Annotated in this window: 28 protein-coding genes and 1 riboswitch; of the genes, 18 read left to right on the top strand and 10 right to left on the bottom strand. The window is 64.1% G+C overall.

Annotated elements, in window-relative coordinates; all coding sequences use genetic code 11:
- Nucleotides 1–69 precede the first annotated feature (69 nt).
- The 3 genes from LN996_RS00960 (at nt 70) to LN996_RS00970 (ending at nt 4,161) form a co-directional block, all read left to right on the top strand.
- A complete protein-coding gene (locus LN996_RS00960) occupies nt 70–1,404 on the top strand; it encodes an FAD-binding oxidoreductase (protein ID WP_231338334.1) in 1,335 nt (444 codons plus the stop codon).
- 131 nt (nt 1,405–1,535) lie between these two features.
- On the top strand, nt 1,536–2,405 hold the full coding sequence (locus tag LN996_RS00965; protein WP_231338335.1) for a DUF4031 domain-containing protein: 870 nt from the start codon (nt 1,536–1,538) through the stop codon (nt 2,403–2,405).
- A gap of 85 nt (nt 2,406–2,490) precedes the next feature.
- Nucleotides 2,491–4,161, top strand: coding sequence for an exo-alpha-sialidase (locus tag LN996_RS00970; protein WP_231338336.1), 1,671 nt, complete (start codon nt 2,491–2,493; stop codon nt 4,159–4,161).
- On the opposite strand, the gene LN996_RS00975 is transcribed toward LN996_RS00970, so the two are convergent.
- The 3 genes from LN996_RS00975 to LN996_RS00985 form a co-directional block, all read right to left on the bottom strand.
- On the bottom strand, nt 4,158–4,559 hold the full coding sequence (locus LN996_RS00975; RefSeq protein WP_159706203.1) for a YccF domain-containing protein: 402 nt from the start codon (nt 4,557–4,559) through the stop codon (nt 4,158–4,160). The two genes, LN996_RS00970 and LN996_RS00975, sit on opposite strands and share 4 nt — an antisense overlap.
- Nucleotides 4,560–4,647: 88 nt before the next feature.
- Entirely contained in the window at nt 4,648–5,097 is a 450-nt protein-coding gene (locus LN996_RS00980) for an SRPBCC domain-containing protein (RefSeq protein WP_231338337.1), read from the bottom strand.
- A gap of 234 nt (nt 5,098–5,331) precedes the next feature.
- Nucleotides 5,332–5,928: a phosphoribosylanthranilate isomerase gene (locus LN996_RS00985; RefSeq protein WP_231338439.1), complete on the bottom strand. Its 597-nt coding sequence runs from the start codon at nt 5,926–5,928 to the stop codon at nt 5,332–5,334.
- A 97-nt stretch (nt 5,929–6,025) separates the two neighbouring features.
- Here LN996_RS00985 and LN996_RS00990 point away from each other — a divergent pair, with 97 nt between their 5' ends.
- The 5 genes from LN996_RS00990 (at nt 6,026) to LN996_RS01010 (ending at nt 9,357) form a co-directional block, all read left to right on the top strand.
- Complete coding sequence (locus LN996_RS00990) at nt 6,026–6,652, top strand: HutD family protein (protein WP_231338338.1); 627 nt, start codon at nt 6,026–6,028, stop codon at nt 6,650–6,652.
- Nucleotides 6,653–6,709: 57 nt separating this feature from the next.
- Nucleotides 6,710–6,775: riboswitch (guanidine-III (ykkC-III) riboswitch) on the top strand.
- Nucleotides 6,776–6,784: 9 nt separating this feature from the next.
- A complete protein-coding gene (locus LN996_RS00995) occupies nt 6,785–7,099 on the top strand; it encodes a multidrug efflux SMR transporter (RefSeq protein ID WP_089596307.1) in 315 nt (104 codons plus the stop codon).
- A gap of 2 nt (nt 7,100–7,101) precedes the next feature.
- Nucleotides 7,102–7,476, top strand: a complete 375-nt coding sequence (locus LN996_RS01000) for a multidrug efflux SMR transporter (protein ID WP_256490918.1) — start codon at nt 7,102–7,104, stop codon at nt 7,474–7,476.
- Between the two features lie 213 nt (nt 7,477–7,689).
- A complete protein-coding gene (locus tag LN996_RS01005) occupies nt 7,690–8,697 on the top strand; it encodes an aldo/keto reductase (RefSeq protein ID WP_231338339.1) in 1,008 nt (335 codons plus the stop codon).
- 9 nt (nt 8,698–8,706) lie between these two features.
- The gene (locus LN996_RS01010; RefSeq protein WP_231338340.1) at nt 8,707–9,357 is read left to right on the top strand and encodes an MBL fold metallo-hydrolase; all 651 of its coding nucleotides are present in this window, start codon (nt 8,707–8,709) and stop codon (nt 9,355–9,357) included.
- A gap of 4 nt (nt 9,358–9,361) precedes the next feature.
- Here the strand turns inward: LN996_RS01010 and LN996_RS01015 are convergent, their stop codons facing one another.
- Nucleotides 9,362–11,083, bottom strand: coding sequence for a DEAD/DEAH box helicase (locus LN996_RS01015; protein ID WP_231338341.1), 1,722 nt, complete (start codon nt 11,081–11,083; stop codon nt 9,362–9,364).
- 351 nt (nt 11,084–11,434) lie between these two features.
- Entirely contained in the window at nt 11,435–12,835 is a 1,401-nt protein-coding gene (locus LN996_RS01020) for an MFS transporter (RefSeq protein WP_231338342.1), read from the bottom strand.
- Between the two features lie 68 nt (nt 12,836–12,903).
- On the opposite strand from LN996_RS01020, the gene soxR reads away from it, so the two are divergent.
- Nucleotides 12,904–13,359: a redox-sensitive transcriptional activator SoxR gene (soxR, locus tag LN996_RS01025; RefSeq protein ID WP_231338343.1), complete on the top strand. Its 456-nt coding sequence runs from the start codon at nt 12,904–12,906 to the stop codon at nt 13,357–13,359.
- Nucleotides 13,360–13,404: 45 nt separating this feature from the next.
- Nucleotides 13,405–14,115: a cyclopropane-fatty-acyl-phospholipid synthase family protein gene (locus LN996_RS01030; RefSeq protein ID WP_374110756.1), complete on the top strand. Its 711-nt coding sequence runs from the start codon at nt 13,405–13,407 to the stop codon at nt 14,113–14,115.
- Here the strand turns inward: LN996_RS01030 and LN996_RS01035 are convergent.
- Nucleotides 14,112–15,149 (bottom strand): Lrp/AsnC family transcriptional regulator, encoded by a 1,038-nt coding sequence (locus LN996_RS01035; RefSeq protein ID WP_231338345.1) that lies wholly within the window; start codon nt 15,147–15,149, stop codon nt 14,112–14,114. The two genes, LN996_RS01030 and LN996_RS01035, sit on opposite strands and share 4 nt — an antisense overlap.
- Before the next feature lie 141 nt (nt 15,150–15,290).
- Between LN996_RS01035 and LN996_RS01040 the strand changes: the two genes are divergently transcribed.
- Nucleotides 15,291–16,508 carry a M20 family metallopeptidase gene (locus LN996_RS01040; protein WP_231338346.1) on the top strand — a complete coding sequence of 406 codons (1,218 nt, stop codon included), beginning with the start codon at nt 15,291–15,293 and terminating at the stop codon, nt 16,506–16,508.
- Nucleotides 16,509–16,534: 26 nt separating this feature from the next.
- Nucleotides 16,535–17,827 (top strand): MFS transporter, encoded by a 1,293-nt coding sequence (locus LN996_RS01045; RefSeq protein ID WP_231338347.1) that lies wholly within the window; start codon nt 16,535–16,537, stop codon nt 17,825–17,827.
- Nucleotides 17,828–17,903: 76 nt separating this feature from the next.
- Here the strand turns inward: LN996_RS01045 and LN996_RS01050 are convergent, their stop codons facing one another.
- Nucleotides 17,904–19,181: an MFS transporter gene (locus tag LN996_RS01050; RefSeq protein WP_231338348.1), complete on the bottom strand. Its 1,278-nt coding sequence runs from the start codon at nt 19,179–19,181 to the stop codon at nt 17,904–17,906.
- A 191-nt stretch (nt 19,182–19,372) separates the two neighbouring features.
- On the opposite strand from LN996_RS01050, the gene LN996_RS01055 reads away from it, so the two are divergent.
- The 4 genes from LN996_RS01055 (at nt 19,373) to LN996_RS01070 (ending at nt 21,559) form a co-directional block, all read left to right on the top strand.
- Nucleotides 19,373–19,573 carry a hypothetical protein gene (locus LN996_RS01055; protein ID WP_231338349.1) on the top strand — a complete coding sequence of 67 codons (201 nt, stop codon included), beginning with the start codon at nt 19,373–19,375 and terminating at the stop codon, nt 19,571–19,573.
- 157 nt (nt 19,574–19,730) lie between these two features.
- Nucleotides 19,731–20,636, top strand: coding sequence for a tRNA (guanosine(46)-N7)-methyltransferase TrmB (gene trmB / locus LN996_RS01060; RefSeq protein ID WP_231338350.1), 906 nt, complete (start codon nt 19,731–19,733; stop codon nt 20,634–20,636).
- 21 nt (nt 20,637–20,657) lie between these two features.
- Complete coding sequence (locus tag LN996_RS01065) at nt 20,658–21,050, top strand: hypothetical protein (protein WP_231338351.1); 393 nt, start codon at nt 20,658–20,660, stop codon at nt 21,048–21,050.
- The gene (locus tag LN996_RS01070) at nt 21,050–21,559 is read left to right on the top strand and encodes a type II toxin-antitoxin system RatA family toxin (protein ID WP_231338352.1); all 510 of its coding nucleotides are present in this window, start codon (nt 21,050–21,052) and stop codon (nt 21,557–21,559) included. The genes LN996_RS01065 and LN996_RS01070 overlap by 1 nt, the downstream gene beginning before the upstream one ends.
- A 5-nt stretch (nt 21,560–21,564) precedes the next feature.
- Here LN996_RS01070 and LN996_RS01075 read toward each other — a convergent pair whose 3' ends face one another.
- Nucleotides 21,565–22,239, bottom strand: a complete 675-nt coding sequence (locus LN996_RS01075; RefSeq protein WP_231338353.1) for a zf-HC2 domain-containing protein — start codon at nt 22,237–22,239, stop codon at nt 21,565–21,567.
- Nucleotides 22,236–22,733, bottom strand: coding sequence for a sigma-70 family RNA polymerase sigma factor (locus LN996_RS01080; protein WP_231338354.1), 498 nt, complete (start codon nt 22,731–22,733; stop codon nt 22,236–22,238). The genes LN996_RS01075 and LN996_RS01080 overlap by 4 nt, the downstream gene beginning before the upstream one ends.
- A 151-nt stretch (nt 22,734–22,884) precedes the next feature.
- On the opposite strand from LN996_RS01080, the gene LN996_RS01085 reads away from it, so the two are divergent.
- Both LN996_RS01085 and LN996_RS01090 read left to right on the top strand, forming a co-directional pair.
- Nucleotides 22,885–23,388, top strand: a complete 504-nt coding sequence (locus tag LN996_RS01085; protein WP_231338355.1) for a hypothetical protein — start codon at nt 22,885–22,887, stop codon at nt 23,386–23,388.
- 105 nt (nt 23,389–23,493) lie between these two features.
- Nucleotides 23,494–23,703, top strand: a complete 210-nt coding sequence (locus tag LN996_RS01090; protein ID WP_231338356.1) for a hypothetical protein — start codon at nt 23,494–23,496, stop codon at nt 23,701–23,703.
- A gap of 82 nt (nt 23,704–23,785) precedes the next feature.
- Here LN996_RS01090 and LN996_RS01095 read toward each other — a convergent pair whose 3' ends face one another.
- A complete protein-coding gene (locus LN996_RS01095; protein ID WP_231338357.1) occupies nt 23,786–24,634 on the bottom strand; it encodes a hypothetical protein in 849 nt (282 codons plus the stop codon).
- Nucleotides 24,635–24,775 lie beyond the last annotated feature (141 nt).

Here is a 24,775-nt window from a genome sequence, read left to right on the forward strand (position 1 = left end):
CCATGGTTCACAGGGACCCGCCGCCGTACCCTGTTCTGGGGGAGAGTTTCACATTCAAAGGAACGTCCCATGGAATGGATTCGTCCGGACAACCCGGACTATGACGAAGCCCGTAAACTCTTCAATGCGATGATCGACCGCAAGCCTGCCGTCATTGCAAAATGTTCCGGTCCCGGCGAGGTTGCCGAGGCCCTCAGCTACGCGCGGAACCACAATTTGGACGTAGCGGTGCGATCAGGCGGACACTCGGTGGCCGGTATGTCCACCAACGACAACGGGCTGGTCATTGACGTCCGCCCCATGAAATCGATCAGCGTCAACCCAGAAGCGAAGACCGCCACCGCCGGCGCCGGACTCACGTGGGGTGAATTCGACCGCGCAACGCAACAGTACGGCCTAGCCGTCACCGGCGGCCGCGCGTCCACCACCGGGCTCTCCGGATTCACGTTGGGCGGCGGCTCGGGATGGCTGGAGCGTTCGTACGGTTTCGCATGCGACAACCTGCTCGCCGTGGACCTGGTCACCGCCTCCGGCGAGCAGGTGACCGCCAGTCGGGACGAGAATCCGGAACTGTTCTGGGCACTCCACGGCGGGGGCGGAAACTTCGGCGTAGCCACCTCCCTCACGTTCCAGCTGCACGACGTCGGTCCTACCGTCATGGCCGGCCTCATGCTGTTCCCCGGGGAGGATGCCACGGATTTGTCGCGCGCCTTCCGTGGGCTCGCTTTGGAAGCCCCCGACGCCGTCGGAACAGCGCTCGTGTACCTCACCGCTCCCCCGGAAGAGTTTGTCCCGGAAAACATGGTGGGCAAGCTCGCCGTCGGCATGGCCTATCTTTACGCCGGCGATATGGAGGCCGGTGAAGAGCACGCGAAGCCGTTCCGCGATCTTGGCCCCGCTGTGGACCTGGTCTCTCCCATGGGCTACGCGGACTTCCAGTGCATGATCGATGACCCTCCGAACCTCTACAACTACTGGAGCGCCGACTACCACAACGAGCTCAGCGATGATGCGCTCGATCTCCTGGTTGATTCGGCGCAGCGGCTCCCTGGTCCCCATTCGCAGCAACTGGTGGCCCGATGGGGCGGGGCTGTTTCCGGGCCTGCCGCGGCTGAGACGCCCTTGCAGCACCGCGGAGCGGCATGGGTCAGCCATCCCTTCGGTTTATCCGAGACGCGGGAGGGCGGCCAGGACGCCAAAGCATGGGTCAAGCAGTTCCGGCAGGACATCGCCCCGCACACCACGGGCGGAGTGTGGCTGAACTTCATCGGCGACGAAGGCCAGGACCGGATCATGGCGGCCTATGGGGAGCAGAACTATCGCCGGCTGTCCTTGGTGAAACGTGAGTTCGATCCTGACAACGTGTTCCGCGGCAACCAGAACATCCTGCCCGCGGAACGCTGATCCTCCTACGCTCCTTCCCAGTTGCCGTGAACAGCGCGGGCAGTGAAGCCCGTATTTCCGGGGCGCAGCACGGCGGTAGACGCCCCGATGGCCGGCAACTGGGAAGGATCGCCTGGGACTACACTTTGGCAATGGCCATCTACGTCGATCCGCCCCTGTGGCCAGCGCACGGGACCGTATTTTCGCACCTGGTTTCGGACACGTCGCTGGACGAGCTCCACGCGTTCGCAGCCGCCGCGGGGGTTCCGGAGAGAGCCTTCGACGGGGACCACTACGACGTTCCGGAACGCCGCTATGACGATCTCGTGCTCGCCGGCGCAATCCCGGTGGAGGCCCGGGTGCTGGTCCGAAAACTCATCGCCAGCGGCCTGCGGATTCCTGCGAGGGAGCGGAGCAAAGCCTTGACAGTTCCTCTGATGGAGCGTTGGAACAGTATTTTCCCCGGCCATGAGGAGCTGGGGCTTGAGCTGTTGGAGCGGTGGGGTGAGGACGGCAGGAAGTATCACAGCCGCACACATCTCCTGGCAGTTCTGGAAGCACTGGACGTCCTGACCGAACCGGCGTTGCCTGCGCGGACCGTCTCCTTGGCGGCGTGGTTCCACGATGCCGTTTATGAAGGTGTTGCCGGGAAGGATGAGGAGGACTCAGCCCTGCTGGCCGAGGACCGTCTCATGGCTGCCGGCTTGGCTCCCGCCGATGTGGCCGAGGTGGCGCGGCTGGTCCGGCTCACGTCCAGCCACTCCCCAGAGCCTGGCGACCACGCCGGGGCACTCCTCTGCGACGCCGACCTCTCCGTACTCGGCGGCGACGAACAGGCCTACGCACGCTACCTGGCCGCCGTCCGGGAAGACTACGCCTACGTCAGCGACGACGACTTCGCGACCGGTCGCGCCGCCGTCGTACGCCATCTCCTAAGCCTTGACCCGCTGTTCCACGGCGAACGCGCCAAGGATCTGTGGCTGGACGCTGCCCGGCGCAACCTCGCCGGCGAAATGGCGTGAGCAGTCCGCCACCGGCTTGCAGCCGGGCTCTGTTGGTCACCCGCCAAGGCTATCGGCGCGTATGGCTTCGGGCTAGCATGGAGGTGTGACCTCCTACCTCTTGAGTTCTTCCCGCCCTAGAATGCCCTTGGCCGTCCCCGACATTGAGCATGTTCTGGCTCTCCGGGGCGTCGGCGGTTACCGTCAGTACCGCATCCCGGCGCTTGCCGTCAGCACGCGGGGCACCGTGTTGGCCTCCTACGACGGCCGGCCCAACTTGGACGATCTCCCCAATCCCATCGATCTCCTCCTGCGCCGCAGCTACGACAACGGGATCACCTGGGAGTCGCAGCAGCTGGTCCGCACAGGATCGGGACTCCACGGCTTCGGGGACCCGAGCCTGCTGGTGGACGCCGAAACCGGCCGCATATTCATGTTCCATTCCGCCGGGACGCACGCGGGCTTCTTCGAGGCCGTCTCCGGTTTGGAGCCCGATGACGACGTCCAGCACGCAGATGTCAGCTTCTCCGACGACGACGGCGACACCTGGCAGCACCGTCGGCTCACCTCGCAGCTCAAAGTGCGCGGAGCAACAGGCCTTTTCGCCGCGGCGGGACAAGGAATTCAGATCCATGCCGGGCCGTACAGGGGACGGTTGGTGCAGCAGTTTGTGCTGTTAGTGGACGGCGACATCATGGCTGCATCTGCATTCAGCGACGACCATGGCGATACCTGGGCCCTGGGTGACCTGATTGGAGCGGGTCCCGCCGGGATAGGGCCCAACGAAAACAAAGTTGTGTGCTTGGACGATGGCCGGCTGCTCCTGCATTCACGGGCCACGCCCTGCAGATTGTCCGCCGAGTCCGAGGACGGCGGTCAGACGTGGAGCCCGCTGCAGGCTATTCCGGATTTGCCGGACCCCAGCGACAACGGTTCCTTGGCGCGCTTCGACGGTATGCCAAGTGTTGCTGCCCTTGCCACGCCGGAGACTTCATCCTGGCTGCTCGCGAGCAACAACCACGACCCGCATCTGCGTCGCAACACCGTCCTAAGCCTCTCCCCCGACAACGGCGCCACCTGGCCCGCCAAGCTGTTGCTCTGCGGCGGCAGTTCGGCGTACTCGACGGTGACGCGGCTACCGGATGGGAACATCGGGGTTCTCTATGAAAGGCAGGGGTACCGGGAGATCGTGTTCGCATCGATCCCTGCCGAGCAGCTCACTGGGCAGCTTTCCGCTCCACCCCGGGCTGTTCCGGATGCTTCGGAACCGGCCGGCTTGGTCTTTGACATGGAGCTACGCTCCGTCACCCCAGGCAGGCCCGCGGTGTGGCAGAACGCCGGCGACTTCCACGTGATCCCCTCCAACAGCGACGGTGAATGGGATGTGCAGACCTGGAAGGAAATCGGCCAAGGCTACGCCGGGGACCAGGTTCTTGGCACGCGGGAGGCGCAGGACCTCAACTACGGACCCATCGTCCCCGGCCACAAGGCCGGGGACATCCTTGCCTTCACCGGGCGCGTCCGCAACGTCGGCACCGGGACGGCTACCGGCGTCGTACTACTCGGACCGCACGACAACCCCGGTGACTTCCCACCCGCGGACCTGCCGCCCGGCGAGCACGTTCTCTACTTCACGCCGACGTACACCATCACGGCGTCGGACATCGGGCACAGCACGCTGGAACTCGCGTTCACTGCAGAGGCCGACGGCGGGACGGTGCGAAGGGATCGGACGTTCAGTCTCGATCTGCGCACCGGCGCGGTTTCTGCTTCTTAGCGGTAGGTGCTGACGAACGGCTGGCTGGTAGGGACAATCTGCTTGCCGAGCGGCATCAGCGACACCGGGATCAGCTTCAGGTTGGCGATCGCCAGCGGGATGCCAATGATGGTGATGGCCATTGCAACTGCGGTGACCACGTGACCGATAGCGATCCAGATGCCCGCCACCAGCAACCAGATAACGTTGCCGAGAAGCGCGAAGACACCTGTGCCGCCCGGCTTCTCAACCACCATCCGACCGAAGGGCCACAGGCAATATGCGCCAATCCGGAACGAAGCTATGCCCCACGGGATGGTCACGATGAGCACGCAGCAAATGATGCCGGCCGCGAAATAACCCAAGGCCAGCCAAAACCCACCGAAGACAAGCCAGATGACGTTAAGGATCGTTTTCATAGTCCCCATTCTCCCCTGCGGGCCCGACAAAAAGCGTAGGGGTCTGCCCTGATTCTTCCCTGACTCATCGCCGGGTTCGTACGCAGGGCTAGGCCAGGAGCGCGTCCAGCTTGTCGAACGAAGTGCCCCAGCCATCGCGGGTCATGTCTACCCACTCTTCCGATTCGAACGGACCCTGAGTGACGTTCATGCGTGTACGGCCGTTGAGGTCTTCGAATTCAAGGCGCATTTCTTCGAATTCGTGATCGGCGTCCGGAGCAGCTTTGGCTGTTGCGACCAAGAGGGCCGGCGTGTCCAACTCGGTGATCACGGCTTCAATGGGGGCCGACTGCTCGCCATTCTCGTCCGACCACACCATGACGACCTGCCAGATACCGCCCACCCGGGGCTCGACGATGATCTTGTCGCGGGGAGCGTCCACTTCCACGGGTCCGAACCACTGGGTGAGCTTGTCCGGCTCCATCCACGCTTCGAAAACCTTCTCACGGGGGGCGTCGAACTCGCGGCTCATGGTCAGGGTGAAGTGTTCCGTGCTCATGCTTGGCTCCTGGTTTCCGTGGTTCTCGATGCGTTTCAGCGGTGGACCTGCTGTTGGGAGCGATTCTAGGGGGTGCCAGTGACAAGTCCGATGCTCTCTCACCTAATCACCCGTTTTCATCAACCATCTCTCACCTGATCACCGCAGGGACGGCTGGAGGTGAGAGAGCGACCACCGAAAGCTAACGGAAGGTGAGAGAGGAACGGCCTTAAACCCGCGGAAGGTGAGAGAGGATCAGGCTTTGGCGGCGTGGACGAAGGCGCGGATTTTGGCCAGGTCCTTCACTCCGCGCGATGCCTCGACGCCAGAAGAAACGTCCACTCCCCAAGCTCCGGCAACAGCGGCAGCGAAGGCGACGTTGCCGGGTTCAAGTCCACCTGCCAGCAGCCACTCCCTGCCGTCGAGGCCCTTCTCCCGCACGGACGCGTAGTCCCAGGACTCCCCCGAACCCGGCACGGCGGCGTCGATCAGGAACACTTCCTCGCCCAGGTCAGCGAACTCGTCCCGGGCGGCTCCCATGGTGACTGCGCGGATGAGCCGCATCCCGGCGTCGTGCACGGTTTTGACGTCGTTGGCAGTCCGGTGACCATGGAGCTGTACCCACCCAAGCCCTGCGTCACGGGCGATGGCGACGGCATCAGCTGCGGCCTCGTGCCGGAAGACACCCACTGCCTGAACACCCGGCGGCACCAAGGGCAGCAGGATACGCACCTGTTCAGGGCTGACTTCACGGGGGCTGGTGGTGAGGACGAAGCCGACGGCGTCCGCACCGGCGTCGACGGCTTCCCGCACGGATTCGGGCGTGCTCAATCCGCACACTTTGACGAACATTCCCGTGCCTCCAGCCATACTCACAACGTTTTCCACATATGACGTTAGCAAGCCGCAATGCCAACGCAGAACCGGTGTCCACCACTAGGCTGGTCGGATGGAGATCATCCGCTTTGCCGACATCCATCCTGAACCATGGCGCAATGGGGGCGGGGTGACCCGTGAACTGGCCAGCCATCCGAAAGCCGCTTCGGCCCAGGACGGGGCATGGGATTGGCGCGTCAGCATCGCCGACGTCTCCAAAGCCGGAGAATTCTCCACCTTCCCGGGCATGGAGCGCGTGATCACCATCATCGAAGGCGAACTGCTGCTCCTCACTGTGGACGGAGCCGAGCACCCTCTGGAGAAGTACCGGCCGTTCCGGTTCTCGGGCGAGGCCGCATCGGGAGCCACCCTCCCTACTGGTGACATCCGGGATCTCAACGTCATTGCGCGCAAAGGCGCGTTCAAGGGCTACACCTCCATCGTGGAGATCTCCAAGAAGCGCGCACACCCGGTTTTCGAGGGCCAGCTTGCCATCCTGCTCGAGGGCAAAGCCACAGTTGCGCCGGGCGCCGCTGTGGAGGAAGAGTCCGACGGCGACGCCCCGGCACCCAGCGCGGCCGAACCCGTCGAGCTGTCACGGTACGACGCCGTAGTCGGCTCCGATACCCGGAGTCCGGAGATCTCGGGCCGCGGATTCATCGCTGTCATCTCGATCGACCACGTGGAGGCCCACGCCTGAGGTGGTGACGTTAACCACCAGAGGTGGCCACCCCGCGCGGGAGTTGCTAGCCTGAAATGAAGGTTCCGCTCTGGAACCTCCGGACGACGGTTCAGTACCCGGAATGCGACAAGACTGGCCAAAGGAAATGTCATGTCGTGGATAATTCTCATTCTTTCCGGAGCACTCGAGGCCGTCTGGGCCGCAGCGCTCCACCGGTCCAAGGGCTTCCGTAAACCCGTCCCCACAGTCGTTTTCCTGGTGTCGGTCGTCGCCAGCATGGCCGGACTCGCCATCGCGATGCAGTCCATCCCCACGGGCACGGCTTATGCAGTGTGGGTTGGCGTCGGTGTCGTACTGACCGCAACGTACGCGATGGTCACCAAGGTTGAACGTGCGACGACGGCCCGGCTGCTCCTGCTTGCTGGAATCGGCGCGTGTGTGGTCGGCCTGAAGGTGGTGGCATAGCCATGACTGCTAAGACAAAGAACACCGGCAACGGCATCTCCTGGGCAATCCTCTTGGCATCGGCACTGCTCGAAGCCGTGTGGGCCACCGCTTTGGGCCTCTCCAATGGTTTCACGCAGCTCATGCCCACCGTGGTCTTCACGATTACTGCGGTGTTGAGCATGCTCGGACTGGGCATCGCGGTCAAACGAATCCCCTTGGGAACTGCCTACGCGGTGTGGGTGGGCATCGGCGCAGCTCTCACTGTTGGCTGGGCCATGATCACGGGCGTGGAGTCCGCGAGCCCGCTGAAGCTGCTCTTCATCGCGGGAATCGTGGGCTGTGCTGCCGGTTTGAAGGCCTTGCCTGCCGATAAGTCCGTGGCCAAAGCCGAGTAGCGAACACCCCACCGCGGTCGCTGGTCCATTTCGATGGCCCGCTGCGCATGAGACGTCTCCTACCATCGAATGCGCAGCAAGCCGTCGAATTGGGGCAGGGCAACACCGCACACTTACTCCAAGTCGGGGGGCCCAGCAGGAATACCCACCGCGGCCACAGAGTTCACGCCAACAAAGGGCCCTCTGGAACACCTACGCGCATTGGAGAAGTTCATGACTGCAGTTCAACTCGGCGATGGCCTCAAGGTAAGCCCCCTCGGTTTCGGCGGGATGGCCCTGACCCCTGTCTACGGCGGCATCGATCCCCAGGAAGGGCTCAAAACGCTGAGGCACGCCGTGGATGCGGGCATCACGTTCATCGACACCGCCGATGTATACGGCGCCGGAAGCAACGAGGAACTCGTGGGCAAGCTCCTGAAAGAGCGCCGTGACGAAATCCAAGTGGCCACGAAATTCGGAATTGAGGGCAACCCCGCGGACGGGTACACGGGAGTCCGCGGGGATGCGCCCTACGTCAGGCAAGCGGCAGAAGCGAGCCTCCGCCGCCTGGACACTGACGTGATTGACCTCTACTACCTGCACCGCCGCGACCTCCGCGTTCCGATAGTGGAAACCGTGGAGGCCATGGCGGAGCTGGTCCGTGAGGGCAAGGTCCGGCACCTCGGACTGTCCGAAGTGACAGCCGAGGAGCTCAGGCAGGCCAACGCCGTCCATCCCATTGCCGCAGTCCAGAGTGAATGGTCAATCTGGAGCAGGGATGTTGAGCTCAACGTTGTTCCTGCAGCCAAGGAACTTGGCGTTGGGTTCGTGCCGTATTCGCCGCTGGGCCGAGGGTTCCTCACGGGAACCGTCAGCGCGGGTGACCTCGGCGAGAATGACTTCCGCCATAAGATCCCCCGTTTTGGCGACGAGGCACTTGATGCAAACCAGGCCGTCGTGGCCGCGGTTCGCGAGGTAGCCAGCGGGCTGGATGCAACTCCTGCCCAGGTAGCCCTGGCTTGGCTGTTCACCCAAGGTCAGCGCCTCGGGATTTCCGTGGTTCCCATCCCCGGCACGCGCAAAACGCACCGGATCGACGAGAACCTGGGGGCACTGTCCCTGCAACTGGGGACAGCACAACGTGAGGTGCTCGACCAAGCCGCGGCCGCCGTCGTGGGTTCACGCTCGGCCGACCCCAACTGGGTATCGCAGGGCCGCGAAGGCAACCCGGCAACTGCATAGACTGACACGATGGATTCGCTTATTCACTCATTGCGTGACGTCACTATCCGCAGCATTTCGGTCAGCGAGATGAACAACAACGTCTACCTGTTGACCTCAAAGTCCACAGGTGGGCAGCTGCTGATCGACGCAGCAGACGACCTCCCGGCTATTCAGCAAATGCTGGAAGACAGTGCTGCCGATTCGTCGGCCCCCACCAAACTGGTCAGGATCGCCACCACTCACCAGCACTGGGACCACGTCCGGGCCCTGCCGGAATTGGTCGCCGTTACCGGCGCGACCACCTCAGCCGGAGCGGACGACGCCGATGCGTTGCCGGTTCCAGTGGACGTCCGGCTTAGTCATGGCGACGTTGAGCGCTTTGACGACTTCGAGATCTCAGCAGTCCACTTGCGTGGACACACCCCGGGCTCGATCGCTTTCGTGTACCAGGATCCAGACGGGCCTGCCCACATTTTCAGTGGAGACTCGCTGTTTCCGGGAGGCGTCGGCAACACACAGAAAGATCCTGCACGCTTCACTTCACTGTTGAACGACGTGTCGGAACGACTGTTCGACGCCTATCCGGACGAAACCGTGGTGCACCCTGGCCATGGATTGCCCACGACCCTTGGCGCCGAGCGGCCACACCTTGAGGAGTGGCGCGCCCGAGGCTGGTGAGTCGTTAGCGGCCGCGACGCTCGTTGGAAGCGGGAGCCGATGCACGACGCGGGCCACTGCGGGCCGGACGACCTGCGCCGGAGCCACCGCGACCGGAGTTGCCGGAGGCACCCGAACCGTAGGATCCACCGGACGTAGCGCCCGTGGCGGAAGACCATACGGCCTTGTTTCCACCGGTGCGGGTGCTCGTGGTGGATGCCGTGCGCGGAGCCGAAGCTGAGCGCTGGCCGGTAGCCGGACGACCGCTGCGGCCGTTCTGCCCCTGCGAGCCGGGAACGTCGTTGCGGTGCGTGGAAGCTGCCTTGCCGCGACCACGTGAGCTGCGGGCGACGTCGTCGTTCGCTGCTGCGCGGCGATCGGCACGGTTGGTGTCCGTACGAACCGGCTCAGCCCCAACCTTGCCGCGTCCGCCGCGACCGCCACGGCCACCCGCGGTGGGAGCAGCCTGCGTGGAACGGCGTGCGCGCTTGCGCTGGGCGTTGGCGCCGGTGGACGTGCCGCCACCCTGCGGGGCTTTCGCCGCGAGGAGAGCTGCACGGGTGCGGGGGTCAACCTTGTCCGCGATGTCGCCCACCAGGTCAGCAACCAACGGGGAGTTGGCGGTCACGCGTTCAAACGAAACGTCAACGCCGGCAGCCTTCATGAGCTTCTTGACGTCGCTCTGCTGCTCGGGGAGCGTCAGGGTGACCACGGTGCCATCGGAACCTGCGCGGGCCGTACGGCCTGAGCGGTGCAGGTACGCCTTGTGCTCTGTGGGCGGGTCCACGTGGATAACGAGTTCGACGTCGTCAACGTGCACGCCGCGGGCTGCGACGTCGGTGGCCACCAGGACGCGGACGTCACCGTTGGAGAACTCGGCAAGGTTACGGTCGCGGGCGTTCTGCGACAGGTTGCCGTGGAGGTCGACGGCGGGGATGCCGGCGTCGGTCAGGGTCTTGGCAAGCTTGCGGGCGTGGTGCTTGGTCCGCATGAAGAGGACGCGGCGGCCGGCGCCGGAGGCCAGTTCGACGATGAGCTGCTTCTTGACGGTCTGGTCGTTGACCACCAGGACGTGGTGCTCCATGGTGGTGACAGCGGCCTGGGGATCGTCCACGGAGTGCGTCAGCGGGTTGGACAGGTAACGGTTGACCAGCTTGTCAACACCGTTGTCCAGCGTTGCGGAGAAGAGCAGGCGCTGACCCTGGGTGGGGGTCATGTCCATAAGCTTCTTGACGACCGGGAGGAAGCCGAGGTCGGCCATGTGGTCGGCCTCGTCCAGCACGGTGACCTCAACGGCTTCGAGGGTCAGGATGCGCTGGCGGATCAGGTCTTCGAGGCGGCCCGGGCAGGCGATGACGATGTCGACGCCGGCGCGCAGCGCCTTTTCCTGGCGTGCCTGGGAGATGCCACCGTAGATGACCGTGGTGTTCAGGCCCATGGCCTTGGCCAGCGGTTCAATGGTGGCGTTGATCTGGGTTGCCAGTTCACGGGTCGGTGCAAGGACCAGGCCCATGGGGCGGCCCGGCTTGCGGAAGTGCTTTGCTTCGCGCTCGGCCAAGCGGGCCACGAGCGGGATGGCGAAAGCAATGGTCTTACCGGAGCCGGTGCGGCCACGGCCCAGGACGTCGCGGCCTGCGAGGGTGTCCGGGAGGGTCTTCACCTGGATGGGGAATGCCTCTTCGATGCCATCTGCGGCGAGGGATTCAGCAATGGGCTTGGGCGTGCCAAGGGCAGCAAAAGTAGTCATAAACTTCATGTCTTTCGGGCGGTGTCCAAGTGCGGACATCGGCCCCCGACGCCGGTTGGGCCAGGGGTTCGCCGAGGAAAAGTCAGGTGATCTACCGGTTCGCTGCAACAGCGGTGGCCGGGACCAAATAGAACGCGTTCATCGACGCAGGATGTGCCTCTCACATGAAAAATGCCCCGTCGCGCAGCCTTTCAGGCCACCTGCTTCAGGGCGTCACCGCACATCAAGTGTTCCTAGCTTAGCAGTGTTTCCACGATGGACCCTCATCGGGGCAGCTCGGGGCCCTTCTTGTGGGGCCCGCTTTGCGCCCTTCCGGGCTCGCGAAGCGCGCAGAGCAGGCCCCACAACGGGTCAGGAGTGGCGCGTGAGCTCGGGTTCAGCGCTCGAGGCGTCGGATTCGGATGCGGCAGCCCGGGCGGCGACGCGCGGCGCAATCAGAACCCCGACGACGGCGATCACCGCCGTCAGCGCGAAGACCCCCGCAAACGAGTTCGTCGTCGTAAATGCAGCGAAGACGAGTCCCGTGGCGGCGAGGGACAGCGCGCCGCCGAGGGAATCGGAGATGGACATGGCGGCGCTGTTGAAACCTTGGTTTTCCGGGGTGGAAAGGGCCAACGTCATCACAGACAGCCTTGGGTACATGAGCCCCATGCCGCCACCAGCCAGGATCCAACCAGCAATGGCCACGGACGCGGGCAGAGCGAACGCTGCGGTCACCAGGGTGGAGATCACGGCAATCAGCACCAGGGCAGCACCGACTTTCACGGCAAGGTCGTCGGCCAGCTTGGCGCCCAACCGCCCTTGGATGGCCGACGCTCCGGCCCACGCCAGCGCGGCACCGGTCAGTGTGAGCCCGGCGAACGTCGGCGTGAACGCGTAGCGCTCCGTCAGCAGGTAAGGCAGGTACACCTCGGCCCCGAAGAATGCTGCCGAGGCAAGCCCGCGAACCAGGATCACGCTGGGAAGGCCGCGACGTGCAGTCAACGTTCCGCGCGGCACCAGCGGGCGGACAGCCACCAACGCAATGACAAGGGCGACGACGGCGATCACCCCGCCCACGCCCGGCACCTCCGCGGACAGGTTCAGTCCCAGGACGGCCAAGGCTGCCAGCGCTGCCCATCCCATGCGACCGAAGGCCCAGGGGACGGGTTCGGCAGCGGGTTCGGAGTCCATTCCCCGCACAGCCGGAACCACCATCAGCAATGCCGGAACAACCAGCCCAACAACACCTAGGAACACCCAATGCCAGCTGCTGAGCTGGGCAACAACACCTGCCGCAAACGGGCCAACCAGGGAAGGGACCACCCAGGACGCGGCAAAGGCGGCAAAGATTTTAGGGTGCAGCGCCGGCGGGTACACGCGTGCCACCAACACGTAGAGGGCCACGGTCATCGCGCCGCCGCCCAGTCCCTGCACCAACCGTCCGAGCACCAGGATTTCCATGGTTCCTGCCGTGCCAGCGATCAGCAGTCCCGCCACAAACAACGCCACGGAGGAGTACAGGGGCGCCGCCGGACCACGACGATCGGACCAGTTGCCCGCCGCCACCATGCCCATCACACCCGTTGCCAGCGGGCCCGCGAAGGCCAGTGCATACAGGCTGGCGCCGTCCAGGTCGCGGCTCACGAGCGGCATGATGGTGGTCACCGCGAGGGACTCGAACGCGCTGAGGAATACGAGCGCGCAAGCCCCCACGGTGGCGAGCAAGTATGGGCGGCGCAGTATCCCGGCCGTTGAGGTGTCAGAGGTCATGGACGTCAGCCTAGAACCTCAACTAATGTTGAGGTCAATCCACCACCCCTGCCAACGGAGGCAACGCCATGCCGCCAGTCGATACCCACCGGCCCCTCACTATCGGTGAGCTGTCCGAGCGGAGTGGAGTGTCGCCGTCGGCCCTCCATTTCTACGAACGCAACGGACTCATCGAAGCGGAGCGGACAGCAGGCAACCAGCGGCGGTATCGCCGCGACACGCTGCGGCGCGTCGCATTCATCAAGACCTCGCAGCGCGTCGGCCTGCCGCTCAAGGACATCCGCGAGGCCTTGGACTCCTTGCCCGACGGGCGAACCCCTACCAAGCGCGACTGGACCAAATTGTCCCTGCGGTGGCGCAAGGAACTCGACGAGCGGATCGCGGCCTTGCAGCACCTCCGCAACGACCTGGACGGATGCATCGGCTGTGGTTGCCTGAGCCTGAAGTCGTGCACGTTGCAGAACCCGTCGGACGAGCTGGGCGCTTCAGGGGCCGGAGCCCAGCGGTGGAACTTGCCGGAATAGCAACAAGCGTTGCCTTTCGCACGCGGCTCACGGCACGCTTGGCTTATGACTGAACACACTCACGACGCCGGCACTCACCAACGCGGACACCAGCACGAGGGAGCCCAGCAGGGCGGCCTGAACCTCCATGAGGACGCGGACAATGCCGTGGACATGTGGGACGGAATGTATCGGGAGCGGTCAAGGGTGTGGAGCGGGAATCCGAACCCGCAACTCGTGGCAGAAGCGGAGGGCCTGAAGCCGGGCAAGGCACTGGACCTGGGCTGCGGAGAGGGCGGTGATGCCCTGTGGCTCGCAGGGCAGGGCTGGACGGTCACCGCGTTGGATGTGTCCGCCGTCGCGCTTGAACGGGCAGCCGCACACGCAACGGAGACCGATCATGCGGACCGGATCACCTGGCAGCAGCAGGACCTTACTGAGTGGGAACCGGAGCCGGTCTTCGATCTGGTCTCGGCGCAGTTCCTGCACTCGCCCCTGCTGCCATGGCGCGAGTCCGTGGCAATGGCAGCGGCCGCTGTGGCACCGGGCGGCACTTTGCTGGTGGTGGGGCATCACCCACACGGGCTGCCGTCGTGGAGCCACCACCACGACTCCGGCATGTTCTTCACGCCCGAGCAGTTGGCCGGCGAGCTGCGCCTGGATCGCGAGCCGTGGTTCGTCAATATCCTCACTGACCGCGAACGTACGATTACCGGTCCCAACGGCGAGTCCGGCACCACCTTGGACACCGTCCTGAGGGCAACCAAGCACGCCTAGATACCATCGGGCAGCAGCTCCCCGTAGGGCGGAACCACTGTTCCGGTGGCGGTCGAGTCCGGGTTCAGCATCCACCCGACGCGCTTTGCCGTGTTCAACATGACCACGCTCTCCACCAGGACTATGCCCGGAATGCGCTGCTGGATGGTGAGCTCCATTTCCATGACATCGGCCAGCGAGCGCAGCCACATGATCATGGTGAAGTTGGTGCGGCCCGTGGTGGACGCGGAGAAGCGTATGTTCCGGATAGCTCTCAGTTCCGTGGCGGCGGCTTCGTGTTCGCCCGCAGGAACGTTCGCGAACCATTGGACTGTGATGGGGAAGCCGGAAAACTGCTGGGCAATTTCGCAGCGGAAGGACAGCATCCGGCTGTTGAGGACCCGCCCCAGTTGGCGCTGAACCGTGGCGGGGTTGCGTCCCAGCGCGCGGGCGATCTCCGCCGCCGTTGCGCGGCCGTCACGCGCCAGGAACGGGATCAGCGCCAGGTGGCTTTCCGGGAGCGGGACCACGATGGTGTCGGGCGCTGAAGGGTTGGCCGACTCGGGTCCGGCGAGCGCCCGCAGTGCCTGTTGTTCCGTCTTGGTCAGGAGGTTGAGCCGCCAGGCGTAGCCGCTGGTGTGGATCCGCGTGCAGAGTGCCGTGTGGTACTTGATGAGGCCCCGGATTTCCTTGAGCCTCGGCAACAAATGCGTGCTGAACTGTTCAAGGTCCTGGGTGATGACCGTCAGGGTGAGGTCGCGGTTGCTGGCGGCTTCCTCCACGGTGATGACCTCGGGAAGTTGGGCAACCGCGGCCGTGACGTCCGGCCTGAGGTGCATTTCGCAGTCGATATCCACCATGGCCAGGCACATGTCCTTCGGATCCCCCATGAGGTGGGCCGTTGTCCACGCCGCTCCGGCCGCCCGCAAGCGCTCCCATCGGGACGCCAGGGTGGTGGCGTGGACGCCGAGGACTTCGCCGGCGTCGGACCAGCTGATCCGGGGTGATATCTGCAAGGCGTTGATCAGCCGCAGATCTTCTTCACTGAGCTCCATGAGCCGATTCTCTCAGAGTGCTGCATGATTCCTGTCATATCCATAGGTCATGCGCATATTTCCAGATGTTTTGAGCAGTGTGAAACAGGTCACCCCAGAATGGCCTAAGGAACATATTCACCGGATAGACCAGGAGCACAGATGACCATCGCTGCCGACGCCAAGGAACTACGGGACGACATCGTCCGCCTCCGCCACGACCTCCACCGCGAACCGGAAATCGGCCTGCAGCTCCCCCGGACCCAGGAGAAGGTACTCAAGGCGCTGGACGGACTGCCGTACGAGATCACCCTGGGCCAGGAAACGACGTCGGTCACCGCGGTTCTGCGGGGCGGCGCGGCTCACGCTTCAGCTGAGACGCCCGTGGTGCTGCTGCGTGCCGACATGGACGGACTTCCGGTACAGGAAACCACCGGCGTGGACTACACCTCCCGTGTGGATGGCGCCATGCACGCTTGCGGGCATGACCTCCACACCTCCATGCTCGCTGGCGCTGCCACCCTCCTGGCTGAACGCCGCGATCAGTTGGCCGGCGATGTGATCCTCATGTTCCAGCCCGGCGAAGAGGGCTTCGACGGCGCGAGCTACATGATCAAGGAAGGTGTCCTTGACGCTGCCGGTCGCCGCGCGGACACCGCCTACGGAATGCACGTGTTCTCCTCGCTGGAACCGCACGGCCAGTTCGTCACCAAGCCGGGTGTGATGCTCAGTTCTTCGGACGGACTCGTGGTGACAGTGCTGGGCGCCGGAGGCCACGGCTCTGCCCCCTACTCGGCAAAGGACCCCGTCACGGCAGCCGCCGAGATGGTCACCGCCCTGCAGGTCATGGTCACGCGCCAGTTCAACATGTTCGATCCCGTCGTCCTGACCGTCGGCGTTCTGCACGCAGGAACAAAGCGCAACGTGATTCCTGAGACCGCCCGCATCGAAGCCACCATCAGGACCTTCTCCGAAGAGTCCCGCCGGAAGATGATGGAAGCAGTACCCCGGCTGCTGCACGGCATTGCCGCAGCCCACGGTTTGGAGGCGGACGTGCACTACCAGGAGGAATACCCCCTCACCATCAACGACGAGGACGAGACCACCACCGCCGAGAAGGTGATCGCCGGAATGTTCGGCGAGTCCAGGCACACTCGGATGGCCACTCCGCTCAGCGGTTCCGAGGACTTCTCCCGCGTCCTGGCCGAAGTTCCCGGCACGTTTGTGGGCCTCAGCGCCGTTGCCCCCGGCGCCGACCACACGACGTCGCCGTTCAACCACTCGCCCTACGCACTGTTCGACGACGGCGTCCTCACCGACGGCGCCGCACTGTATGCAGAGCTCGCCGTATCCCGTATCGCCGCCCTCGCCGGCAACTAACTCCCCTCCCCACTTTGGAGAACCACATGACCACCACCGTAGGAACGTCCCCCGACGTCAAGGTCCACAAGTCGCACATGCGCACGCTGGTCGGCACCGGCATCGGCAACGCCGTTGAATGGTACGACTGGGCAATCTACGCCACGTTCTCGCCATTCATCGCGAGTGCCCTGTTCAGCCAGGCAGACCCAACGTCAGCTGTGCTGTCCACCTTGGCGATCTTCGCCGTCGGGTTCGTTGCCCGTCCGTTCGGCGGGTTCGTGTTCGGCTGGATCGGCGACCGGATCGGGCGCAAGACGTCCATGACCGTCGCCGTTGCACTGGGCGCGGTGGGCAGCCTCCTCATCGGTATCGCACCGACCTTCGCTGCAGTTGGTGCCTTCGCCTCGGTAATGCTGCTGGTGGCCCGGCTCATCCAGGGCCTCGCCCACGGTGGTGAGTTGCCGTCGTCGCAAACGTACTTGTCCGAGATGGCACCCAAGGAACACCGCGGCTTCTGGGCGACCCTCATCTACACCTCCGGCACGGCAGGCATCTTGGCCGGCACCCTGCTGGGCGCGATCCTGACCAACGTCCTGAGCAAGGACGAAATGAACGCCTGGGGCTGGCGTATCCCGTTCCTGATCGGCGGCGCACTGGGCATCTACGCGTTGTTCATGCGGGCCAAGATGAAGGAAACCGAGGCTTTCGAGGCCGAGGCTCCGAACGAGAAGCGCCTGCCGATCCTGCCGCAGATCATCAAGTACCGCAAGCAGGCTTTCCAGGTCATCGGCCTCACTGTGGGCCTGACCGTTGTCTACTACATCTGGGGCGTGGTGGCGCCGAGCTACGCAGCAACATCCTTGAAGATGGACCGCGGTGAAGCCCTGTGGGCCGGTGTGATCGCCAACGTGGTATTCATCGCTGCCCTTCCCTTCTGGGGCAAGCTGTCGGACCGCATCGGCCGCAAGCCCGTGATCATCGTCTCTGCCGCCGGCGCCGCCCTGCTGCACTTCCCCATGACGTGGCTGCTCAAGGACTCGCCGTGGCAGCTCGCAGTGTCCATGTCCGTGATGCTGTTCTTCATCGCCGGCAGCGCTGCAATCGTCCCGGCGGTCTACGCAGAACTGTTCCCGACGCACATCCGCACCATCGGCGTCGGCGTTCCGTACTCCATCTGCGTCGCTGTCTTCGGTGGCACGGCTCCGTACCTGCAGACGTGGCTCGGCACCATCGGGCAGGGCTACCTGTTCAACGTCTATGCGGTGATCCTGCTGCTGGTGGGCATCGCGTTCGCCTTCTCCATCCCGGAGACGAAGGGCAAGGACCTGACCGTCTAGCTACTCCGGCTTTCGTTGCGAGGCCCGCTCTGCGCTCTTCCCTGGGTTTTTGGGATGCAGAGTGGGCCTCACAACGTTAAACGAAGCGGTCGCGGCCTGCCCGGTATCCGAAGAACGCGGCCAAGGATCCCACCACCAGGAACAGGATCCCGGCTGCCGCGAATCCGCCCGTTGCCTGGTGCAGTTGGCCTACCATCAACGTGCCCAGTGAACCCACCCCGTAGCCAACTCCCTGCATCATCCCGGACAGGTGCGCGGCAGTGTGGGCGTCGCGGGTGCGGACCATGATCATGGTCAAGGCCACGGCAGTCAGCGATCCTTGTCCCAGCCCGTTCAACCCGGTCCATACCCAGATGAGCTCGGTGGGGCCAAAGATCGTGAGCGCGAAACCACCGCCGGTCATGAGGGCCACCACCATGTTGATGATGCGCTGGTCCTTGAAACGCGTGGCCAGCGCCGGGGCAAACAGTGAGCCGAGCATCTGCAGCACAATCGACACCGAGACGATCAGCCCGGCCGTGCTCCCGTCGATCCCCCGGTCGCGCAGGATGGGCGCCATCCAGGCGAACACGCTGAACGACATCATGGCCTGCAGCACCATAAACAGGGTCACCTGCCAGGCCACGGCTGACCGCCACACGTTCACGCCGCCGTGGACTGCCTGGTGCCTGACCGACGGCTGGCGGATTGCCAACGGCAGGAAAAGCAGAAGTACGACGGCGGCCGGCACCGCCCAGAACCACAGCGCCGAGGTCCAGTGGCCGGTTGCCGTAAACACCGGATACGTGAACCCCGCGCCAAGGGCAGCCGAAGCGCAGATCGCAGTGGTGTACAGGCCGCCCATCAAGCCAAGCCGGTGCGGGAAGTCCCTTTTGACGACACCCGGAAGGAGGACGTTGCAAAGCGCTATTGCGGCACCGCAGGCAGCTGTTCCGGCCAGAAGTGCGGGCAAGTGACCCATGCCCGGGAACTCCACGGGCCGCAGCAGCAAGCCCATCGTGAGGACTGCCATGGCCCCCAAAAGCACGCGTTCAGCACCGAACCTCCGGGCGAGGATGGGGGCAAGCGGCGCGAAGACGCCCAGCAAGGTGACCGGCACCGTGGTGAGGACCACCAGCGACCAGCCCGGCAGGCCGGCGTCGGACGTTATTTCCGGAAGGACGGCGGAGAAGCTCGAGAAGACCGTGCGGAGATTCAGGCCGATCAGGACCAGACAGATGCCGAGGTACACGAGCCCGCGCTTGCCCCGTAGTTGCGTGGGGTCCGCGGCTGGCTCGTCGTCGATCTCGGCGTCCACCGCAATGTCAGGGAGCACGGATTTCTCCGGGTAGCCGGGGGTCTTGGAGGAGGTCACACGTCCTATTCTGTCAGCCACGGGTCTGGGATGCCTGATGGGGTCATCTCTGCGAGCATGCACTGCGTTCCCAGCCCGTGGTGGACAGCAATACGGGGGCATCCTCGTGGGCAGTAGACCATGCCGCGATGGCCCAGATACCTGGGCCATTCGGGGAGGGGAATCTATAGTTGTTTCACAAAGGGGGCGCCATGGAGTTGCTAGGGGTGGCAATTGCGGCAGGATTGCTGATCGTTGCGTCGATCGCGGTTTATCTGCGGAGGAGGACGAAGCAGCGGCGGCCGGTCGATTCGGATCCGGAGTCGGAACGTGCACTCCGGGATTTCCGCCGTGGAAAGACCCTTGGTCAGTCCCAGTACGGCGGGCTGGATAACACGGGCCACTGGAGGTAGCCGGGTATAGACCGGAAACGGAGCGAAAGCGCGAAGGCGTTGGTGTCATCACTGGACGCCATCAGCGAGATGGAGCCCAGCGTGCATTGCGGCGTACCGGGCACTCAGCGGCGGGCTCTGCAGAGCCGCCAGCCGGAACCAAAGTATTCTGGAAGCGATGAGTGAAACCCCAGATTCCCCGCGACCAGTCACGCCCGGCAGCCAGGCCTCCTTCGGCACCTACGGTGGCCGCCCGGTGAGCTTCGTGCGCCGAGGCACCCGTTTGCAGGGCCGCAGGCAGGCAGCGTGGGAAGAGCACGCCGAGCGCTGGGCCATCCAAGTTCCCCGGCACGTCGCCAACACCTCCGTACACCCGGACTACACCTTCGACGCCGAGGCCGTCTTCGGGCGCAAGGCACCCCTCATTGTGGAGATCGGTTCGGGTTTAGGTGACGCCGTGGTTCACGCTGCCGAGCAGAACCCGGACAAGGACTTCCTCGCGGTCGAGGTCTACACGCCCGGTTTGGCCAACACCATCATCAAGATCAACAGCCGCGGGCTGACCAATGTGCGTGTGGTGGAAGCCAACGCTCCCGAGGTTCTGGAGTCGATGCTCCCCGAAGGTTCGGTCAGCGAACTCTGGGTGTTCTTCCCGGATCCTTGGCACAAGGCCCGTCACCACAAGCGCCGGCTCATCCAGCCGGCTTTCGCTTCCGTCGCAGCCAAGGCCCTGGAAAAGGGTGGCTACTGGCGAATTGCCACGGACTGGTCCAATTACGCAGTGCACGTCCGCGAAGTGCTGGCGGATTCCACTGAGTTCGAGAACATGCATGAAGGCGAGCGCAGCGGCGAGGAAAGCCCGCTGACGCAAGTGTGGCAATCCGGCGTCGAATCCGTAGTCGGCGGTGCCCCGGTCAGGGAAGGCCGTGCGCCCGTCAGCACCGAACACACTGGCCCGAACGAAGGTGTGGACCAGGAAGGCGGCTGGGCTCCACGATTCGAAGGCCGCATTCGGACGAGTTTCGAAAACAAAGCCCACGAGGCCGGACGCATGATCTTCGACCTTACCTACCGCAAGATCTAGCCACGGACTTTTGGGGGAACCATGAGCTACCAGCCACCGATCGACTACTACCAGCAGCCCCAACGAACGGGTAATCGCGGCTTGGGTGCCGGCATCACGAGCATCATTGCCGCTGTCCTTTCACCCATCGCGGCTGTCGTCAGCATTCCCCTGGGCATCGCGGCCATCGCTTCGGCTATGAGCCGCTACAACCAGGGCAACGACGCGTGGTGGGTCGGTGCGCTGGTGCTGGCGGGCGTCGCGGTGGTGCTCGCCGTCCTTGCTGTGGTCTGTGGGCTGATCGCCGTATTTCGCGCCGGGCGCATGAACGCGGGGCGCATCACGGGCATCATCGGACTGGCGATTATGGCGGTCAACATCTTTGGCATCGTGTTCATGGTGTTCCTGGTGCTTGGCTCGGGCCAGGGGTTCTGATGCCGCAAGTCCGCGCGGAGCGTTTCATTCGGCTTGACCCTGAAACCGCCTTTGCCCTCTCCCAGACCACAGGCGAATTCCGGCTCACATGGGACCCATTCATCTCCGCGCAGGGTTTCCTGGACGGAGCCACGTCAGCTGGCAAAGGCGTGCGGACCCGGACTGTTTCACGCATGGGCTTGAAGATGGTCAGCGAGTACGTCTCCTACACACCGCCCAGGAACGTCGGCATGACTATGGTCTCCGGGCCGTGGTTCTTCGAGAACTTCGGCGGTGGCTGGCGGTTCACACCAGACGACGGCGGCACACGGGCAGTCTGGAAGTACACCTTTTCCTGCCGCCCGGCTTTCCTGAAGCCCGTGGCTGAGAGGATTGGGAGCTGGCTGCTGGGCCGGGAGATCGAGCGGCGTATTGAAGCGTTCGCCCGGGCCTGCGAGAACCCGGCGCTGGTGGCAGAACTCCGCTCGCAAGGCGAAGGCGTGCCCGGCAACGGAGTCACAGAGCACTAAGCCCTCTACGGCACCGAAATCGAGGCCACCGTCTTCTCTGCCTCGTCGCGAAGCTCAACGCCGGCAATCCCAGCCAATTGCACCGGAGTGGCGCCGGTGATCTTGATCCGGCCACTCGCGGTGGCCGTCCAGCCACAAGTGCGTTCCTCGGCGCCATCCCTGCCCTTCACCCAAAGGTAAAGTGTCCCTTCCAGCGGCATGGACCGGCCCTCGACCTCGAGCTCGGTGCCCCAATTCTTCTTCACCATGCCCACGGTCAGTTGCAATCCACTGTCCGACTGCACCGAGTAGCTCGCATCCGGTTTCGGTGGCTGGTTCAACAGCGGCCCGGCGAGGAAACCAACAGCCAGGCAGGCAGCGGCCACTGCACCCACCAAAGCCGCCCACCGGCGTCGTGATTTCCGCCTGCGGACGGACAAGTCCACCAGGACGTTCTCGGGAAGCACCTCGGGTTTCGGCTCCAGAGGCGAGAGCCCGTTCGGACCCCCAGCGACAGTGAGGGCAACCGCGTCAGCGGCAGGAACGGCGTCGAGCAATGCAGGCAGGCTTTCGAGTTCCTCAAGTTCGCGTCGGCACTCTGCGCAGGTGGCGAGGTGGTCCTCAAACGTGCGGGCTTCCTCGGGCTCGAGCCCACCCAGCAGGTAGGCGCCCAGTAATTGGTGGACGGAGTTGCCGTTCATCGTTCCACCCCCATTTCATCAAGGATTGTTCGGAGGGCTTTCACAGCATAGAAAGCCCGGGATTTCACGGTTCCCGCCGGGATGTTCAGCTGCAGTGCTGCCTCGCTGACGGTGAATCGTTGGTAGTGAAGGGCCACCAGGACCTCACGGTGCTCGTGACTGAGCCGGAGCAACGCCTCTTCCATGAGCACCCGGTTCAGGAGTTCGTCCACGCGTTCCCTCGCCGCATGATCCGGAAGGTCCTGCTCACCGGCTTCGACAGGGCGACGCTGCGCTTTCCGATAGTTGTCGATGATGACGTTCCGCGCCGTCCGGAAGAGGTAGCTTCGCAAGCTTCCCGTGATCTGCGGGGCGTGCTGCCACACCTTGAGGATGGTTTCCTGCACGACGTCGTCGGCCTGGTGGGCATCGGATGTGCAGCTGAGAACGAAGCGTTTCAGTGCAGTGCCGTGGTCACGATAGATCGCTGCCACGACGTCCTCGTCCAACGGCATAGACACCTCCCTCGCACTCTTTCCGCTGTCCCTTCGCCTATACGACGACGCGCATCCGGAAAAGGTTCAGGTCCATGAACCATTCTTCCCCCCTCGGCGTCGTAGGGGTTAGCGCCGGCCCATCACGGCCGGCTCGTCAAAGGAGCTGGACATGAAGAAACCACTTAGCTTTGGATTCGCAGCATTGGTCCTGACTGCCGCATTGGCGGGGTGCGGCGGAAGCCCGGGAACCACCACGTCCACTCCCCCCGCAGCTACCTCCTCCGCGGCACCTCCCTCCAGCGCACCGGCCACCGCGGCCGCCGGAGCCGAAATGACGGTTGCCTCCTCCAGCGCAGGTCAGATTGTGGTGGACAGCAAAGGCATGAGCCTCTACTTCTTCACCAAGGACGTCAAGGACTCGGGAACCAGCGCGTGCACGGAAGCCTGCCTGGCGGCTTGGCCTATTTTCACCACGACGTCGGACGCCCCCACTGTTGATGGCGTCACCGGCACAGTGGGAACCATCTCTTCGCCGGACGGCAAGAAGCACGTGACGCTCAACGGCATGCCCCTGTACTACTACGCCAAGGACAAGGCGCCCGGCGACGTCACGGGCCAGGGCGTGGGCGGCGTCTGGTACTTGGTGAGCCCGGCTGGGGAGATGATCAAATAGCCCTTTGCCGTTGCGGTCTGCCCCAACGGTCGCCGTCTTCAGGCGAAGTCGCGCGAACGACGAACCGTCTCAGCTAGACTGCAAAGCCACTCAGTGGGGAGAGAAATGGCAGAACAGAAAGCAAACGTCCGACGCCCGACCCTGGCGGCCCTCATCACGCAGGAGGTCGCCTGGCTCCTCGGGTTCCTGGCCATGATGCTCAATGCAGCCGACCATGGTCCCAACTGGATTTGGATCGGCCTGCTTACCTTGTGGCAGGCCATGATCGTCTGGCAGGTGGTCAAACTCCGGCGCGGTCAGCGCCGATCCACGTAGCCTGAAATCGCCGGAAACGCGTCGAGACCGCCGGAACGCTACGGCGATTCCGCAGCGTTCCGGCGATCTCGCGCGGTGGGGCTTAAGCGTCCGCGAATTCCTCGGACTCTTCGAACTCCACGGCTGCGATGATTTCCTTCGTTTCCGGGTGGATCATGAAGGCTTCGTCGTCGTCCTCCACCATGATGTAGTCGCCGTGGTCCGTGGCGAAGTGCCAGGCCAGGGTCTTCACGCCGTCGTGCTCGTAGTTGGGATCGCCCATGGTGATCTTTCCCAGGGCATATCCGGCCACGTCGCACAGTTCGCGGATGATGACCTCAAACTCGGGGGCGTTGGCGAGGGCTTCTTCCTCGGCCTCGGCCTGGCGCTCGGCGAGGTCCGGAATCAACGCGACGCGCTCGGCGATGTGCGCTTCGATTTCTTCGTCTGCCAGGACCAGCAGGCCCGACTGGTCGCGGAGGTACGCAGCGTTGAGGTCGATGATGTCCTCTTCCTCGAGCAGGGCTTCGAACTCGCCGTCGAGCTCGTCCAGCACAACCACCGAAGAAGGCGGAGTTTCGGACTCGTCCAGTTCGCCGTCGAGGTATGCCTCTGCTTCGTCCTCTGTCAGCGCATCGAACGTGGCCGCGGTGCGGTTGAAAAGGTCAAGGTGCCGGGTGGCCCCCATCCCTTCGAGACCGGCGCGGACGTAGGCGTCCACTTCTTCACGCTCCGGCGCGGTGAAGACGTATTGGGCAAATCCGCCGGACAGCGCCTGCGTCAGGTAGAAATCCACAAAGAAACTGTTGAGCGCAGCGGGTGCGATTTCGTCGCTGTTGAGGAGCTCCTGATACATCTGGTTCACGACGTTGACGTTGGAATCCACAACATCCGCATTGCCGGCTTCGAAGCTGGTCTTGTTCAGGACGACGGGGTACTCGTTGGTAGTCATGGGGAATCCTCACTGCTGAAAGCTGATGGTGCTCCGGACACTTTCAACGTACGCGTGGGAGCGGCGCGGCAATCGAGGATGAGGTTAACGGAGGGCGAAGTTTGGGAGCCGTTTTCTGCTGACTAAGATTGAACAGATAAC

This window comes from Arthrobacter sp. AK01, assembly GCF_021109375.1.
GTDB lineage: Bacteria > Actinomycetota > Actinomycetes > Actinomycetales > Micrococcaceae > Arthrobacter.